Source organism: Xanthomonas translucens pv. cerealis, from assembly GCF_006838285.1.
Lineage (GTDB): Bacteria > Pseudomonadota > Gammaproteobacteria > Xanthomonadales > Xanthomonadaceae > Xanthomonas_A > Xanthomonas_A cerealis.
In genome coordinates this window covers 1,990,039-2,004,500 of record NZ_CP038228.1, presented here as the reverse complement: position 1 = coordinate 2,004,500, position 14,462 = coordinate 1,990,039, and the positions used below count along the sequence as shown (strand labels likewise).

16 protein-coding genes are annotated in these 14,462 nt (G+C 63.5%); all 16 read right to left on the bottom strand.

Annotation, left to right across the window (positions count from 1 at the left end; translation table 11 throughout):
- Nucleotides 1-254: 254 nt before the first annotated feature.
- Nucleotides 255-701, bottom strand: coding sequence for a hypothetical protein (locus tag E4A48_RS08935; RefSeq protein ID WP_142742272.1), 447 nt, complete (start codon nt 699-701; stop codon nt 255-257).
- Nucleotides 702-936: 235 nt separating this feature from the next.
- Nucleotides 937-1,734 (bottom strand): DsbA family protein, encoded by a 798-nt coding sequence (locus E4A48_RS08930; RefSeq protein ID WP_142742271.1) that lies wholly within the window; start codon nt 1,732-1,734, stop codon nt 937-939.
- A 15-nt stretch (nt 1,735-1,749) separates the two neighbouring features.
- Nucleotides 1,750-4,620 (bottom strand): conjugative transfer ATPase, encoded by a 2,871-nt coding sequence (locus tag E4A48_RS08925; protein ID WP_142742270.1) that lies wholly within the window; start codon nt 4,618-4,620, stop codon nt 1,750-1,752.
- A complete protein-coding gene (locus E4A48_RS08920; RefSeq protein ID WP_142742269.1) occupies nt 4,620-5,063 on the bottom strand; it encodes a TIGR03751 family conjugal transfer lipoprotein in 444 nt (147 codons plus the stop codon). Before E4A48_RS08920 ends, E4A48_RS08925 begins: the two co-directional genes overlap by 1 nt.
- The gene (locus tag E4A48_RS08915) at nt 5,044-6,474 is read right to left on the bottom strand and encodes a TIGR03752 family integrating conjugative element protein (RefSeq protein WP_142742268.1); all 1,431 of its coding nucleotides are present in this window, start codon (nt 6,472-6,474) and stop codon (nt 5,044-5,046) included. The genes E4A48_RS08920 and E4A48_RS08915 overlap by 20 nt, the downstream gene beginning before the upstream one ends.
- Nucleotides 6,464-7,399, bottom strand: coding sequence for a TIGR03749 family integrating conjugative element protein (locus E4A48_RS08910; protein WP_142742267.1), 936 nt, complete (start codon nt 7,397-7,399; stop codon nt 6,464-6,466). Before E4A48_RS08910 ends, E4A48_RS08915 begins: the two co-directional genes overlap by 11 nt.
- Nucleotides 7,396-8,085: a PFL_4703 family integrating conjugative element protein gene (locus E4A48_RS08905; protein ID WP_142742266.1), complete on the bottom strand. Its 690-nt coding sequence runs from the start codon at nt 8,083-8,085 to the stop codon at nt 7,396-7,398. The genes E4A48_RS08910 and E4A48_RS08905 overlap by 4 nt, the downstream gene beginning before the upstream one ends.
- Nucleotides 8,082-8,492, bottom strand: coding sequence for a TIGR03750 family conjugal transfer protein (locus E4A48_RS08900; RefSeq protein ID WP_142742265.1), 411 nt, complete (start codon nt 8,490-8,492; stop codon nt 8,082-8,084). The genes E4A48_RS08905 and E4A48_RS08900 overlap by 4 nt, the downstream gene beginning before the upstream one ends.
- Before the next feature lie 11 nt (nt 8,493-8,503).
- Nucleotides 8,504-8,863: a TIGR03745 family integrating conjugative element membrane protein gene (locus E4A48_RS08895; RefSeq protein WP_025389701.1), complete on the bottom strand. Its 360-nt coding sequence runs from the start codon at nt 8,861-8,863 to the stop codon at nt 8,504-8,506.
- 16 nt (nt 8,864-8,879) lie between these two features.
- Nucleotides 8,880-9,113 (bottom strand): TIGR03758 family integrating conjugative element protein, encoded by a 234-nt coding sequence (locus E4A48_RS08890; protein WP_025389702.1) that lies wholly within the window; start codon nt 9,111-9,113, stop codon nt 8,880-8,882.
- Nucleotides 9,110-9,490, bottom strand: a complete 381-nt coding sequence (locus tag E4A48_RS08885) for an integrative conjugative element protein, RAQPRD family (protein ID WP_142742264.1) — start codon at nt 9,488-9,490, stop codon at nt 9,110-9,112. Before E4A48_RS08885 ends, E4A48_RS08890 begins: the two co-directional genes overlap by 4 nt.
- A gap of 186 nt (nt 9,491-9,676) precedes the next feature.
- Entirely contained in the window at nt 9,677-10,426 is a 750-nt protein-coding gene (locus E4A48_RS08880) for a TIGR03747 family integrating conjugative element membrane protein (protein WP_142742263.1), read from the bottom strand.
- Nucleotides 10,423-12,612, bottom strand: a complete 2,190-nt coding sequence (traD, locus tag E4A48_RS08875; RefSeq protein ID WP_142742262.1) for a type IV conjugative transfer system coupling protein TraD — start codon at nt 12,610-12,612, stop codon at nt 10,423-10,425. Before traD ends, E4A48_RS08880 begins: the two co-directional genes overlap by 4 nt.
- A 4-nt stretch (nt 12,613-12,616) precedes the next feature.
- Nucleotides 12,617-13,156, bottom strand: coding sequence for an integrating conjugative element protein (locus E4A48_RS08870; RefSeq protein WP_025389708.1), 540 nt, complete (start codon nt 13,154-13,156; stop codon nt 12,617-12,619).
- Nucleotides 13,153-13,758: a transglycosylase SLT domain-containing protein gene (locus E4A48_RS08865; protein ID WP_142742261.1), complete on the bottom strand. Its 606-nt coding sequence runs from the start codon at nt 13,756-13,758 to the stop codon at nt 13,153-13,155. Before E4A48_RS08865 ends, E4A48_RS08870 begins: the two co-directional genes overlap by 4 nt.
- Nucleotides 13,740-14,447 (bottom strand): TIGR03759 family integrating conjugative element protein, encoded by a 708-nt coding sequence (locus tag E4A48_RS08860; protein ID WP_142742260.1) that lies wholly within the window; start codon nt 14,445-14,447, stop codon nt 13,740-13,742. The genes E4A48_RS08865 and E4A48_RS08860 overlap by 19 nt, the downstream gene beginning before the upstream one ends.
- Nucleotides 14,448-14,462: the final 15 nt, after the last annotated feature.

Sequence of the window (14,462 nt, the reverse complement as noted above, 5' to 3'; positions counted from 1 at the left end):
CACATACATCCTGTCTTCCTGGGGCAACAAAAGCACATCGCCGGTTAGAACGGCCTGCATCACGAAGCTTCGATCAAAGATCGGCGAGCGCCAAAATCGTGCCTGCATGCTATCGATCAGCGACTGTGCTTCGATCTTTTCAGGACGAAGCACAGTTGTATCGGGCCCAGTGGTGACCAGGACATGCAACACAGGTCTATTTTCTGCCCTTCACCTGGCGAAAGCCGAGGGGCCGTCATTTCTGACAAGCTGGGCTATGGTTTCTTCCGCTGCTGGTGTCGTTCGAGATGCTTTTCAGCTTGGGCGATGCATTCTTGTTGACGCTTTACGTAGGCATCGCCTTTCCGCAGACGGACCAGCATGCCCAGCGGGAACACGACGCAAAAATACATGGCAAAACCAACGCACAATAAACATGGTACGAGCAGCTTAATGCCGCCGTTCATGAAGGCAAGTGGCAGCAGCAAGAAGCCCATTGCTATTGCACCGAAACAGTATAGGCCCTGGATCAATAGGAAATGGGTGAGATTGGTAGGATCACTTCGGAGCCACTCGATTTTCCTGAGTTCAGCTCGATTGACTAGTAGGCCAAATTTTTTATCCAAAAAGCTGACCTGATCGAAAGCCCATTTCGCAACAATGAGCACAATCGTAGCAACAAGACTGGCCGCCACGTCCGATACATCAAAAGGAATTCCCATCTGCCAACCTCCACAAGTCAGTGATTAAGAGAGCCCATGCCCGGCACGACGCTTAACGTCCTGTATCAGGTCTCTGATCTCACACCACTGATGTCTCAAAAGCTGCGACTGCCTCCTCAATACTTTCCCTTGTCATAGAGGTCACCAATCGGACTGTCCGGCTCACGGTCAGACGGCGACGCGAATGGGGCGAGGCCAGCGCGGTCAATCGCGTCGTAGTCTTCAAGACCGAGGGCTACCTTGGCATGTCGCCGATGATGTCCGTAGGCATTTGCGTTGTGGGGTCCGCTGGAACGGCGGGTGTATGGATGGTCGTGTCGGCCGACAGCATGTCCATGGCTGATAGCAGGGTATCGCCCTCGATCGGCCCCTGCAGCAGGACGGCCTGACCGGTCTGGCGATCGCGCAGCCGGACCGATGGCGTGGCGGTCACGCCGCTCTTCGTCGCTTCCGCGGCCTGGGCGCGTATCGTCTCCTCCGGCCGCCCGCTCGCCATGCATTGCTCGATAGCGGGCGTGAGCTCGGGATAGCGCAGGCCATCGGGCAAGCCTTGGCCGTCGCTGCGCGTATGGGCATAGACCCATTCGATGGCCTGCCAGAAGGCAGCATGCCCGCCGGCCTCAGCGGCGCATTCCGCCCAACGCGCTTCGGCTGACGCTGCGGGCTCATGCGCGGCCAGGGGCATGTGGTGCCATTGCAGGGCCACATCCGCGTGGTCGCCCACCCAGCGCTTGAGCAGCGGGAAGTAGGACCGGCAGAATGGGCATTCGAGGTCCCCATAGAGCGTCAGCGTGAAACGGCCCTGCGAGTTACCCATCTGCCAGGGAGGCCCAGCCACCTGCGCAGTGTTGACTGGCGTGGGCGCCTGCTGTGAGGATTCGCCTGACGACCGGGACGGTAGCCAGATCAGCAGGAACCAGATCAGCAGCAGCGCGGCCAGCACAGCAACCAAGGCCCAGAGCCAGCGAGACCGCCAGCGCCTGCGGCGGAACGCCTGCACCTGTATCGGCATGGAAGGACGTTTTGGCGTCATGGCTCTCTCCGGCGACTATTGCGGCAGGTCTAGGGTCGGCGACTCGATGCCGCGCGCTTGGTCGATCGTCTCGGCTACCGTTACGGCGGCGTCCAATTCGCTGATGCCGTATTGCTGCATGAGCTGGTAGCGCTCTGCTTTTTCCTCGGGCTCTGTTTGCGCCAGCGCGAGGTACAGGCTCGGCGGAACGGCTCGGAAAAGCACTTCCATCGACTTCGACAGAATGACCCCCTCTGTGAACTTGCCGGCCTCTTTTCTGGCAGACAGCATCAATGCCTTTTGAGCGGGCGAGAGTTCGCGGAATCGCGCGATCTTCTCCACCTCATCCGGCGGCATCGACAGGCAGATCCACCACTCGATCATGTTGAGCATGGGTTCTGCGGCACGAGGTAGATCGTCAATGTTCTGCGTCGCGAGCCAAAACCACGCACCCAATTTGCGCCACATCTTCGTGATCTTCACGACGTAAGGCGCGAGCAGCGGGTTCTTCGTAATGATGTGCCCTTCATCCGTGACATTGATGATCGGCCGACCGAGGTATTGGTCGCGCTCGGCGATATTGTTGACGGTGCTGATGAGGCTGATGTAAGCGATCGACAGCTGAGCGTTGTAGCCTTCACGGGCATAGGTTGCTAGATCGACCAGCGTGATGTCGGCCTCGGGCCACGGCGTACCGTCGCGGTCGAACATCTCGCCGTCCGTGCCTTGACAGAACATATCCATCGCGTCTGCCATCTCCAGCAGCCGCACGCGACGCATCTCGGGCAGCGTCGGGTCTTGGCCGCGAGTACGAAGCGCGTTGCGGACGTCGCGCGTGAGTACCGTGCGCTCTTCGTCTACGCAATACTCGGCTGCATCGAGGATGCACTGGCGGATCAGTGAGCGATCTGCCCGCGTCATTCTTGCTTCTTCTTTGTCCTCGCCGCCCGTAATCATCAGGCGGGCAGTGATCTCCAGTTCGCCGAGCACGTCGCGCTGCTCGTCCGCCTCCATGGCTAAGGCATCCGGTGGCAGGTCTTCGTCCAGCGCATCGGCATCGAGTGTCTGCATGTCGCTCGGCGCTTCGATCAGCCGGCGCGCATCAGCGAACGGCGCCAGGCTGATGCTCGAGCCAGGGGCCAGCTTGACCCGATTTACGGTCAGGCCTAAGCGCTTGGCGAAGTCGCTGAACAAGCCGAAGCTGTTGCCAGCTTCCACAACGAAGAGTCGTGGCCGGTAGAGCGCAGTGACCTGGTTGAGCAGGTTATTGAGCGTGGCGCTCTTGCCCGAGCCGGTGGGCCCGAAGAGAAACAGGTGGGCGTTCATCTGCCTGTCCAGGCGATTGAGTGGGTCGAAGGTGATCGGACCGCCACCGCGATTGAACATCGTGATGCCAGGGTGTCCTGTGCCCTGGGCGCGTCCCCACACGGGCGACAAATTCGCCAAATGCTGGGCGAACATCAGTTGCGTGTACCACTTGCGCCGATCTTTGGCGGGGTTGTAGCAGCAGGGCAGCCAGCGCAGGTAGCTGTTGAGCGGCGCGACCTCATCGTCCTCGCGCACCGGCTGCAAGCCGGCATTGAGCATCACGTTCGCCAAGTCCAAGCCGCGTCGGTCCAGTTCCGCCTCGTCGCGGCCGCGCAGATAGAACGTCAGGCTGCCTCTGTAGAGCTTGTGCGCGCTGCCGATCAGGGAGCGGGCTTCACGCACGTCCTTGAGCGTCTGCTCCGATGCCAAGGTTTCTCCAACCGCTTTCTTCGCGAGATGGTTCAAGTCCGATTCGAGGACATCCTGCGGCGTGGCAACCACTGTGAGACACATCAAAGTGTCTTCAGGCATTTGGTCGAACAGCGTGTTGATTGCATCGCCCTTACGGGTTTCGCCCGTCAGGTGTCCTGTGCCAGGCGGCATGCGCAGCCGGTCGGTGGTCAGCACGCGGTGCGGCATGCCATCGAAGTACCAGGTGCCGTGCGCCACATCGGAGCGCGGTTGGCTGAAGAACAGCCGCTGGCTGAAATCCCGCCCACTTGCTAGTTCGATTTCGCCGGGCTCGGTCTCATCTGGGTAGCGCGCTAGCGCATAGAAGCGCTCGCGGTCCTCTGCGTCAGGCCCAAGTAGCGCGGGACGCGGATTGAACCAGCGCAGTAGCCAATCGTGCACATCCGCTGCAATCATGCGCCGAGCCTGGATGCCGGCGTTTGCCAGGCCACCACACAGCCGGTCACAGACGATGTTGAGCATCTGCTCCGGTGTCTGACCACGACGGCTCTCGTGTCCGATGGAGCGCCGATAGACGACCATACGCACGCGCCGCGTCTGGCCGCGCCAACGCAACCGCGTGACCACCGTGTCCTCGAACAGTCCTCCGGGCTTGGCCACCGCGCGCAGGTGATGCGCGAAGAAGCGAAGGTAGAACTCGGTGAAAGCGGTATTGCGGGCGCGCGGCTGCACATAGTCGCGCAGAGTCTGCATGTACTGGTCGAAGCAGGGTTCGTCCTGTGCGTATAGCTGGAGCACCCAGGGGTTCTCGTCTAGTTCATCGAAGCTGTCCTGCAGGGCGTTTTCGAGCGCATCGCGGGCATGCGCGAGCCAGCCGGGTTCCCGGCCCTCGGTGCCAAGGGGCACCAGCTCGAAGAAGGCTGCCACCGACTGCCCGTCCTCCAGCAGCATGGACTTCGAGTGAGGCAGAAACTCCACCCATGGCAGCAGTTCAACGAACGATGGCGCGACGTCGTAAAGCGCCTGCTCGTCCCCTATGGTTGCCGGCCTACCGCCCTGAACCGCCGCGCCAGGTTCCGGAATGCCGGCCTTGCGCAAGGCCTCTACGTGGCGCTGCCAGCCGTCCGATTGATCGTCGTCGCTTGCGCCGGATGCGTTCAGCTTCGGCCAGAGGAGTTTCCAGCGCATCAGTAGTCCTCCACGCGCTCGCCCGGCATCGCGTACTGCACGCGCTGGTACAGCGGGAAGACTGTCGTGTAGCCAGGAACCGGCACGGGGTCCGTGCCCGCCAAGTGCGGGAACACGTACATCACCAGGTCGGGGTTCGGCAGGCGTTGGAACTGGCGATAGACCTCGTTGCTTGCCGTGCGCGTGTAGTGCATCTGCTCTGCCGGCGCGGCCTGCATGTCGGCGTCCGTCAAAGGCCTGCGCAAGCTCTGGCGTGCGTCGAGCAACTGGCGGCGCGCCACCTGACCGGCACCACCCACCGCGCCGCCGCTGGCCTCCTGCTGCCAGATGTCCATCATCGTGTGGTCGCCGTGGGTCAGCAGATCCTCTTTGTTGGTGGCGCAGCCGCCCAGCAGCGCGAAGAGGAGGGCCAGCGCAAGTCCCTTAGTCAAGATCGAGAGCATGATTTTCTCCTGCGCGGTGATCAACCTTGCGACCTTCGGGATCGAAGTCGATGGCGAGCGGTTTTTCGAGGTGGACGGCGACCTTGGCGCCGGGCTGGACATAGACGGCGGCGAAGGCTTGGCCGTACAGTTTGTTGACCCAGTTCGACATCTCCTTGACACCACCCGCGAGAATCCGACCGACCGCTTCCTGACCGGTGATGCCTACGGTGCCAATGGAGCCGTCCGAGCCCACGTAGGACATCTGGCCGCTGTCGCTCTTGATGAGTGAGGCCATGCCTGCACCGGCCGCCGTGATAAGGGCTTGCGAGCCGAGGTACTGCTGCGCATTGCTGCGCCGTTCTCCGCTGACGCATGGAATGCCGTAGGGATCGCTGATCCAACCCAGGCCCCCACTTTGTGAGTTTTGCTGCTGATTGTTTTGCTGGTTGCCGTCGCGATCTTCGGGAATCGTGCGGATCGTTCCATCATGAAAGACGAAGGTGATGCTGCGCACCTGGCCGCGCACGCATGAAAGCGTCCAGTCCCCCGAAGCCGTGCCGCTGAACACTGCACCGGCCACGTCAGGAATGTCGATGCCGTTGGCGGTGAGATTGTCGGGGCCGACGAGGACTTTGAAGGGGTATGGGTCGTTCACGGTTCCGTCGATTGGGACGCGGCCAATCAGCGCCGTCATTGCCACCGATCCTATGAGCGTCGAGTTCGTCGGCACGGTGTATATGGGTTTGGTGTTTTTGGCCGCAGCGGAGTCCTCGACCGCCTTCGGTGCGGTTTGCTCTGGAGTGTCCAGCGTGCTCTGCGCAGGGCCGAAACTGGTCGGAAAGTTCGTGCCGCTATTCGCGCCACGGCTGCCATTGCGGCCGTCGTCGGGCTTCTTGTCGTCCGGATCCACCCAGCGCATGCCGCCTTCCATCCCGACCTGGTCGCCGTCGTGCAGCCCCAGGCCCACTGGCAGATCGGTATTGCCGCCCCCGCGTCCGCCGATGCTATCCAAACGCCGCTGCAGGTCGGCGAGCAGACCCTCGGTCTGCTGGCGTTCACTGGTCGCCTGTTGCTGGTCGCGGCGCAGGCTCGAGCGTTCGGTTTCCAGCGCCGAGTTGATGCGCTGGTCGATCGAGTTCTCGCGCTGGCGCAGGCGCTGGTTTTCCTCGCGCTGGGACTTGTTGTCTGACAGCGCGGTTTGAAGCTCGGTGCGCAGTTGCTTTACCTGGGCGACGAGCGTTGCCACAGTGTCGCGCGGGGTATCGCCCGCAATGCCCAAGGCCTTCATCTCTTCGGGTGTGAGTTGGTTACCTGTGTCGGATTGGGGCGGAGCCGACGCCCCGCCGCTGGGGAACAGCCGAATACCGACGAACAGCACCAGCAGGGCCACAGGAATCATCAGCCACTTCAGGAGTCCGTTACTGCGCATTGCGGACCTCCTTGCCGTCCATCGGGGCCTCGTCGTTGGCTTCCGGCTGCGGCAAATGTGTGGCCGGGTCGAAGCGCTGGATGGCAGGCAAAAGTGACTGCGCGAGGCCGTGCCCGCGCGTCACCAGGTACAGAACGGTGGTGTCCTCGGGCGTGCCGCGCGGGCCGAGTGCCTCATGCTGGAAGGTCGCGGTGAGGAAATCGCCTTGCAGCACGCGCGGGTCGAGCGTGATCCAGCCGGTGCTGGTGTTGGTGAGGCGAACGGCCGTCACCCATTGGTCTTCCAGCCGCCACGAGGCGAGGGCGGTGGCACGTACCGGCAGCGTCGGCATCAAGGTACCAAGGTTCAGGTCCCGGCGCAGGTTGATCCGCATGACGCCCGGCAGCGGTTCGACGGTGCGCAGCGGCGCGTATAGGTGCTGCGCGGCAAAGCGTGTGAGTACCACCGGGATGGGCGTTTCTCGCCGGGGGGACCGTTCATCGGCCTGTTGATCGGCGGCCACTGGCGCCTTGTCGTCACCGGCCGGCTGATCGCCGTAGCGCGCGGTGGGCGCAGCGCTCTCGACGATGCGCACCGGCTCCAGCGCAGGCTCGCCATCCTTGGCCGGCTCGGCAGCAATGTCCAGCAGGATCAATGCCCCGGTGTTGGCGTCTTGCAGCTGCAGCCGCGTGGGTTCGATAGGCTCGTTTGCGCGCAGGTACACCGCGCCGCCTGCGCTCTGCACGCGCAGGCGTTCGCCCACGCCCGCAGGCACGCCGACGCGCACGTTCCGGTCGATGAACACGATGCGCTCCTGGCCGACCTTCAGTGGCACCGCCAGCGGCATGCGTTCCCAACGCAAAATTTCCACGGCCTGGGAGGCAGGAGTCGAGGCCATGGTCAGCAGCCCCAGCAGCCCCAGCAGCGCGAGTACAGAGTGCTTCATGGTGTTTCTCCTTGAGGCGCTTGCGCAGGCAGGCCGCCAGCTGCTGGACGGGCCGACTCCGGTGCACTGATGCGCTGGGGCGTGCCGTCATAGCAATCGAGTGCCAGGCCGAATGGGTTGCGCGAGGGATCGACATCCACACGCGTGACTTTGATGGGGTAGCGCACCAGGGCGCGCTTGACCTGCTCCTCGCCGTAGTATTCGTCGGCGCTGATGTCCAGCGTCACCACCCAGTCGCGGTCGGAAACCACGCGCACCCGGGCGGTGGGATCATCGCCATAGCCGCGGCCAGGGATTTCGTAGATGCCGCGCACACGTTGCCGCAGTTCGCCCGTGTTGCGCCGGTAATCGAAGTCGGCACGCAGAAAGGCTTGGCAAGACGGCGTGAGGTACGGCGAAAGCGCATGCAGGTTTCGCGGGTAGTCTTCTTCGCCATTGGTCGGCCAACGATTCAATTGCTGGAACACGTAGAACGTGAAGGCATAGACCGATTCAGGTGGAACCTCCCACCATTTGCGAGTACTCCCCGAACGCAAGTCTGGGGGGACGTGGATCGTCAAGTCGCGCGGTGCGCTCCACCAGCCGCCGCCCATCACGAGGGCGACGATCACCAGCGCACCAGCTCCCAGACGAAGCGTTTTGATGTGCGCCTGGAGATGGGTGATCTCGTTCTTGAAACGGCTCATCGTGCGCCCCTTGTCATGGACCTATGAGTGGACCAGAAGCCTGAGCGCGAGATCAGCATATGCCCGCCCACCCAGCCAGCGGCGAGCGGATGGCGCGTGGCGATTCGCCACTGCAATTGCCTGTAAAGCCAGGTATCCGGCCGGCCGCGCTTGAGGCGGCGCAGGATTCCGCCGCCGATGAATAGGCCGAGGGCCACGCCTAATACAACGAACGTGGGCGCTAGCGCGATCGTGCGGAACACCCATGACAGCGGCGCGCCGACCAGCAGACCTACGCCGCCGGACAGAAAGCAGCAAATCCACAACTCGTCGGCAGTGAGGCCGCGCACAACCACGGGATGACGGTTGAGCCGGTGCGGAAGGAACGTCACCGTTCCGTCAGCGCGGACGTGTTCGTGCTCGGACATGACCAGTCCCCTTAAAGGATGCCGGTGGCTTCGGTTAGGAGCCAGATACCGATCACGAGCAGCACTGCACCGATGGCGACGGTGAGTCCGAACTGACCCCAAGTTTTGCGGCCGGTGTGGATTTCCGCGTAGGTGCCGTATGCGTGGTAGCAGACGCCGATGAACATCGACGCCACGACCAGCAAGGCTACGAGCATGATGATGTCGTAGCCGTAATTGCGGATGGTCTCCATGATGCCGTTGCCGGCGCCGCGCGTGGGGTTCTCCAGTTGCGGCAGTCCCTGTGCGAACGACAGCGCGGGCAGCGCGGCTGCGCCCAGGGCCACAGTGGCACGCTGAGCAAGACGGGAAGTGAGGATGCGGCTTTGCATGGTCAGTCCTTTCAGGTCAGGAGAGTAGGAAGAAACTCAGGACGAGGTACATCGCGACGAAGCGGATGCACACGCCGAGGAACTGGCGTTGATTGAGGCGGCTCTCGGACCACCCCACGTAGGCCGTTCGGATGGCCCAGACGCCCCAGACGAGCAGGACCGCGAAGACGACGCCGACCAGGACGGTCGCCATCGCGGAAGGCGCGATACCGCTGTTGGCCTGGAATGCCGATACCTGGGCGGCGTTCATGGCTGTTCCTCCGCGGTCGCACGCGGCGGCTCGGCTCCCTGCTCGGTGCGGTAGTCGCCGGCCAGTTCGGAGGGATCGCGCGGCTGGGCACGCGAAGGAGTGAGGTGATCCCGGATACCGGTGCGCACGCGCGCCAGATCAGCCTGGAGACGCGGATAGTCGAAGTGGTAGCGCTCGCCCGGCGTGACGGGGGCATGCGCGGCGCTGTCCGCGACGGTGCGCTCCAGCGCATCGAGTTGGCGCAGCGCGGCGACCAGCTCCTGGCGCTGTGCCGGAGACTCGGCAAAGGACGTCGGGGACAGCCCCATCAAGAGGGCCATTGCGAGAACATTGGGTACGCCGCGATGCGCGGCGCGCAGCCAGATCGAAGCCACCATCGCGCCATTCCTGTGAAATCAGCAATGGCTCGATGGTGGAGATCGGGGCGGCTTCGAGCCGCAAACAATAGGAACCTGAGATTGACCTGATTGATGGTCTCGCTGCCAGGTTTGCGGGCGGGAAGGTTCTACGGGTGCTGTGCTAAAGGCAAATTCTGCCTAACGCCCCTCTTGAGAGCACTGGTGCTACAGGTACTTCTTAAAACTGCCCGCAGTCAGGCTCACAGCCAGTCCCAGCAAGGCCGCACTGGGCAGCAGAATCAGCAATGGATGCACCGAGATCGGCAGCGCCAGGTATGTGACCCATGGCAGCACCGCCAGCGGCATCAGGCTGGCTTTTGCACGGTGGTATAGGAAGCCTGATTCGCGGCCCGCGCCGAACCGGCGTACATCCCTCCGTACCAAACCGTCGATCAGGCCCACGAATGCCGCCGTCAAGATCAACGGCAGCGTAAGCACCAGAATAAGCAGGCGCACAACGAAGGTCAGCGTCGTGAACGCCGCGGCGATCAGATAGCTCTCGGTCCAGACATAGACCAGGCTGATGTAGTAGCGAAAGTTGTGCGTTTGCCCCTGGCTTGGCGCGCGGGCGCGCTCGGCGGTCTGGCTCATGCGTTCCAGCAGTCCCGAGCGTACGAACACCCATTCGTAGCCCGTATCCACCAGCTCATGCGCCGTGCGCCCTGGCTCCTGCACGACCAGGCTGCGCGTGAAGTGGTTGGAGAGGTGCCCTAGTTCGTACTGCAACATCTGTTGGGAGTGCCGCCAGCCCTGATCCTTCCAGAATAGGTGCATGCCGACACACTCCATGACGATCGAAAATAGCAGCGCGCCGATCAGCACTCCGAGCAGCCGAAACGGCAGCGTAAGGGTGCTGACGATCAGGCCTTGACTCTGGTTCTGCTCTCGCTGCGCGGTTGAGGCGACGTCTTTCATGGCGAGGACTCGTTGCCGGCGTCGTCTATAGCCCTGGCATCGGCGTTGGGCACAGCGGTGACCGCCTCATCAAGCAGGTCGCTGGGCAAGGCTGTGTCCTGTATGACCGGAGAACTGGTGAACTGCCACCACTGCGTGGTGTCGGTGTAGCTCTGGCGCATATAGCCAGCGAGCTGTTGCAGATCCTGCGGCATGACCTCATCGGGGGCAGGGGCCGGCAGCGGCATTCTGATCTTCCAGAGCTGACCGCCCTGCAGCAGCGCGAAGCACTGTCCTTTGGGTAGACCCACCACGTGCGATGGCTCGATCATCGGCACGCTGGACATACTGATACGGTCCTGCGTGTTCGACGTAAAGTCGGTCGCACCACGGATGTCTGAACTGTCGGTCGCGCCCGAGACGATGGTGGTGCTATAAACCTCGACTTTGGGCAGTTGCCTAGTCAGGAGTTCGGCCGTGGCCGTCTCCCGGACCCGCAACATAAACAGGTTGTTGAAGTTGCCGATCACTTGACCGGCTTTGGCCCGACTGCCAATGCGGGCCTCGATGTCCGAGAGCGTCTGCGTGTATGCGGTGACCTGCAGCCCGGCACCGCCGCCCTTGTTGATGAGCGGAATGAACTCGTCGCCCATCAGTTCGTTGAACTCGTCGGCGTGGATGTTGATTGGCACCCGCGCGCTGGCCGATGTCCCTGGCAGGCCGTCGTCGATTCCGTGCTTGTAGATGTGGCCTGCGACCGAGACGAGATCGCTGAACATCGAGTTGCCGACCGCTGCGGCGACTTCGGCGTCGGACAGCGCATCCAGACCCACGTAGACCAAGGCACGCTTCCTGATCACCTGCATCCAATCGAAGATTGGCCGCGGGTCTGCCAGGTCGGAATAGTTCGGCGCCAAGAGCTGCGCGATCTTGCCGCTGGTGAGCTTCTCAAGCAGTGGCAAGAGGCTGGCGACGATCTTGTCGAAGTACGTTTTGTCGTACCGCACAGCTGAGCGCAGGCCATCCAGCACCGGGTCGTAGTTGCGCGCCTGGGAAAGGTACTGCTCCAGCGCCACCACACGTTTCTCGCGCCCGATCATGTTGCGGGGGATGTTCTTCTCGTTGAGCTTGGCCTCGATCTGGACGATTACCTCCCACGCCTTGGGCTCCGTCTTCGCGAAGTAATGCTGGGCGTACTCGATGAACAGCGCGTCGATATTGATGACGTGTCGCTGGATCAGCATGTAGTCCGGGCGCTGCCCAAGTTCCACCAATGCCCGGGCGATGATGTTCACGAAGCGCCAAGCGAACTCGCGGAAAGCCGCGCTGTTGCCTTCGCCGGAGAGCTGGCCGGCAACGCGGGTTGCGACTTCCGAGATGCGCCCGAAGCGCCCCACGGCGTTGTAGCGCGCGGAAATCTCCGGCCATCCCAAATGAAAAACGTAGAACTCGCCTTCGCGGCCCGCGCGTTTGGCCTCCAGGTACATCCGCTTCAGGAGATCGGCATCGCCCTTGGGGTCGATGACAATGACGACTTCATGCTCGCTTGCGGCGTTCTTTCGGCGGATGTCCTGGGTGATGAACAACTCGGCCAGTCTGGTCTTCCCCACGCGCGTCGTGCCCAGCACTAGGGAGTGCCCGACGCGTTCGCCCAGCGGCAGACTGACGTCCACTTCCTCCGGTTCGATGCCATGTAGCCGTGGGAGGCCGCCCACGAGCGGCAGCGGTCGCACCGGGTTGAAAGGCGCATTCCAGCCCGTGAGCCTGGGCAGACGCGAAAGCGGAAACGGCGCGAACTCCAGTCGCTCTTCCAGGCGCCTTGCCAGTCGATATGCGGGTGTCGGTTCAACGTAGCGGCGGAACTCAGGCCGGTACGTCTGCATCAGCCGATGGGTGTGTTTCTGCTCCCACAGAAAGCCCCTGCCGATGAAGAGTCGCTGCTGGCTGACCGGCACGTCCTTGCTCGTCATCACATAGCGCGGCAGGCGGCGGATGTTGCGCCGGTAACGCAGGATGATGCGGGCATCGCGATAGCGGATCGCGCCGTAGGCACTGAATGCCAGCGCGCTGCCGACGCCCATGGCCGGGCTCAGCGCCAGCGACCACGGGGCCACCAAGGACAGAAACGCGGCGCCTGCACACGCTGCGACGGTGTATAGCTCCACCGCTGGGCGAAGCAGAACTTCAACCGGCTGTTTCCCCGACATGGCCTCATTGCTCGATGCTGGTGGCGGTGATCAGCGCCGGGTAGTGCCGCAGGCCCAGGCGTTCGGCCAGGTCGTCGCCGGACACGGGCGCGAGCGGCACGCCAGGCACCAGCGTGCGCAGCCGCGTCAAGGCCTGCACGGTCTCGACATTGACCACCAGGCCGACGGCGCGACGCTCGTGCAACGAGGCCGCATGGCGCCGCAGCCAGTCCTGGGAAGCCTTGTCGTCGCCGACGATCACGAAAGGCCGAAGGCCGGGTGCCTCGATTACCCGCCGCGCGACGGTACCGGGCGTGAGCCTGGCGCTGCGCACCGGCAGCATCGCGGCCTCGTCTGCGGGTGTCGCGGGAACCTGGGGTGTCGGGATGGGCGACCGCGCCGCGCCATCGGCCCGCGGCTGGAGGTTGAGGGCTTCGTAGTACGGCAGCGCCGACGCTCCGCCACGGTCCTCGACCACGATCATTGGCTCGCCGGCATACGAGGCCAACGGCAGGGCCGCCAGCAGCATGAGCAGGCCCCGCAGAGTCAGATGGAATTTCATCATGGGGAGATCTCCTGGCTCGCGGCGATCACCGCGGCGGTTGGACGCGCGCCCTGCACACGGGTGAGGTGGCGGGACACACTGCGCCGGTAGCGGGCGGCAGGCTCGCCGCCGGCGGGGCGGTGGTATCGGCCGATCGCGAGCAGCCAGTCTTCGCCGGGTACGTGTTGCTCCTTCAGGATTTCGGCTGCGATCGCAAGGTTTCGGTAAGGGTCCAGCAGGTCGCACGTACTGGTGAAGCGCTGCTTGTGGTAGCCCAGGTTGATTTGGCCCAAGCCGGCGTCGATGCGCGTGTGCGGCGTGGAGCGCATCGCCTGCTGCAAGCTGGAACAGGCGTCGGCGCGCGTGGCGAAGCGGCGTGACTGCCCGGCGATGTTGAGGGACCACGGCCATGGAACATTGCGTCCTTTGCGCTGGATGCCGCTCTCTTGCAAAGCCACGGCGTAGAGCACGGTCGAGGGAATGCCCGCCCGTTGCGCAGCAAGTTGGTAGGCCGGTGGCGGAACCTCTTGGGCTTGGGCAGCGCAGACACAAAGGCCGGCAGAGAGCACCACTGCTCGCAGGGGCCGCAAGAGGGGAGGAGCGGCTACGGCTGACGCTGCCATTGGCCATTTACCTCGCGCACGACGGCCGGCAGGTCGCCAGGTACACCCAGCGACAGCCAGCGACCGCCATCGTGGTTGAGCGTGATGCTGCCACTGCGCACCCGTGCCGGGTCGATCTGGGCGCGCTTGGCCCATTCGCGGATACGCGCGTCGTCCTGGCGACTGCCAACCATGTACAGGTCGAATTCGCCCCCCGAGGTTTGCAGACGCTGCACAAGCTGCTCGCAGGTCGCGCAGCCATCCTTGACGAACACCGCTGTGCGACCGCTGCCGCGCGCGGTGGCACTCGGCTTGTCATCGGGCAGGTTCACACGCTGCATACCGGGGTTCAGCCGCTGCCAGGCTTCGTCGTAGGCGCGCTGGTAGGCGAGCAGTTTCTCGACGCGGCGCGCCTCGACCTGGACTTGCAGCTCCGCGTAGCGGCGTCGTTCTTCGTCCGAGCGAGCTTCGATACCTAACGCGGTCAGTGGGTCCACGTTGGGCGATTGGATGCCCAGTGGCCCCTTCATCAGCTCCTGGTAGCGTGCCCATTCCTGCGGTTGCAGTCCCCAGTCGCGCGCCATATGGTCGTCGAGGGGGCGCTCCTGGTTGGGCGCATTACGGGACTGGGCTGTGGCAGGCTCCTGGGCCGAGGCCGACAGATGCAGCGCCGCCAGCAGCGAGAAGATCAGGATGGGATGGTGTTTCATCGCATGGTCTCTGCG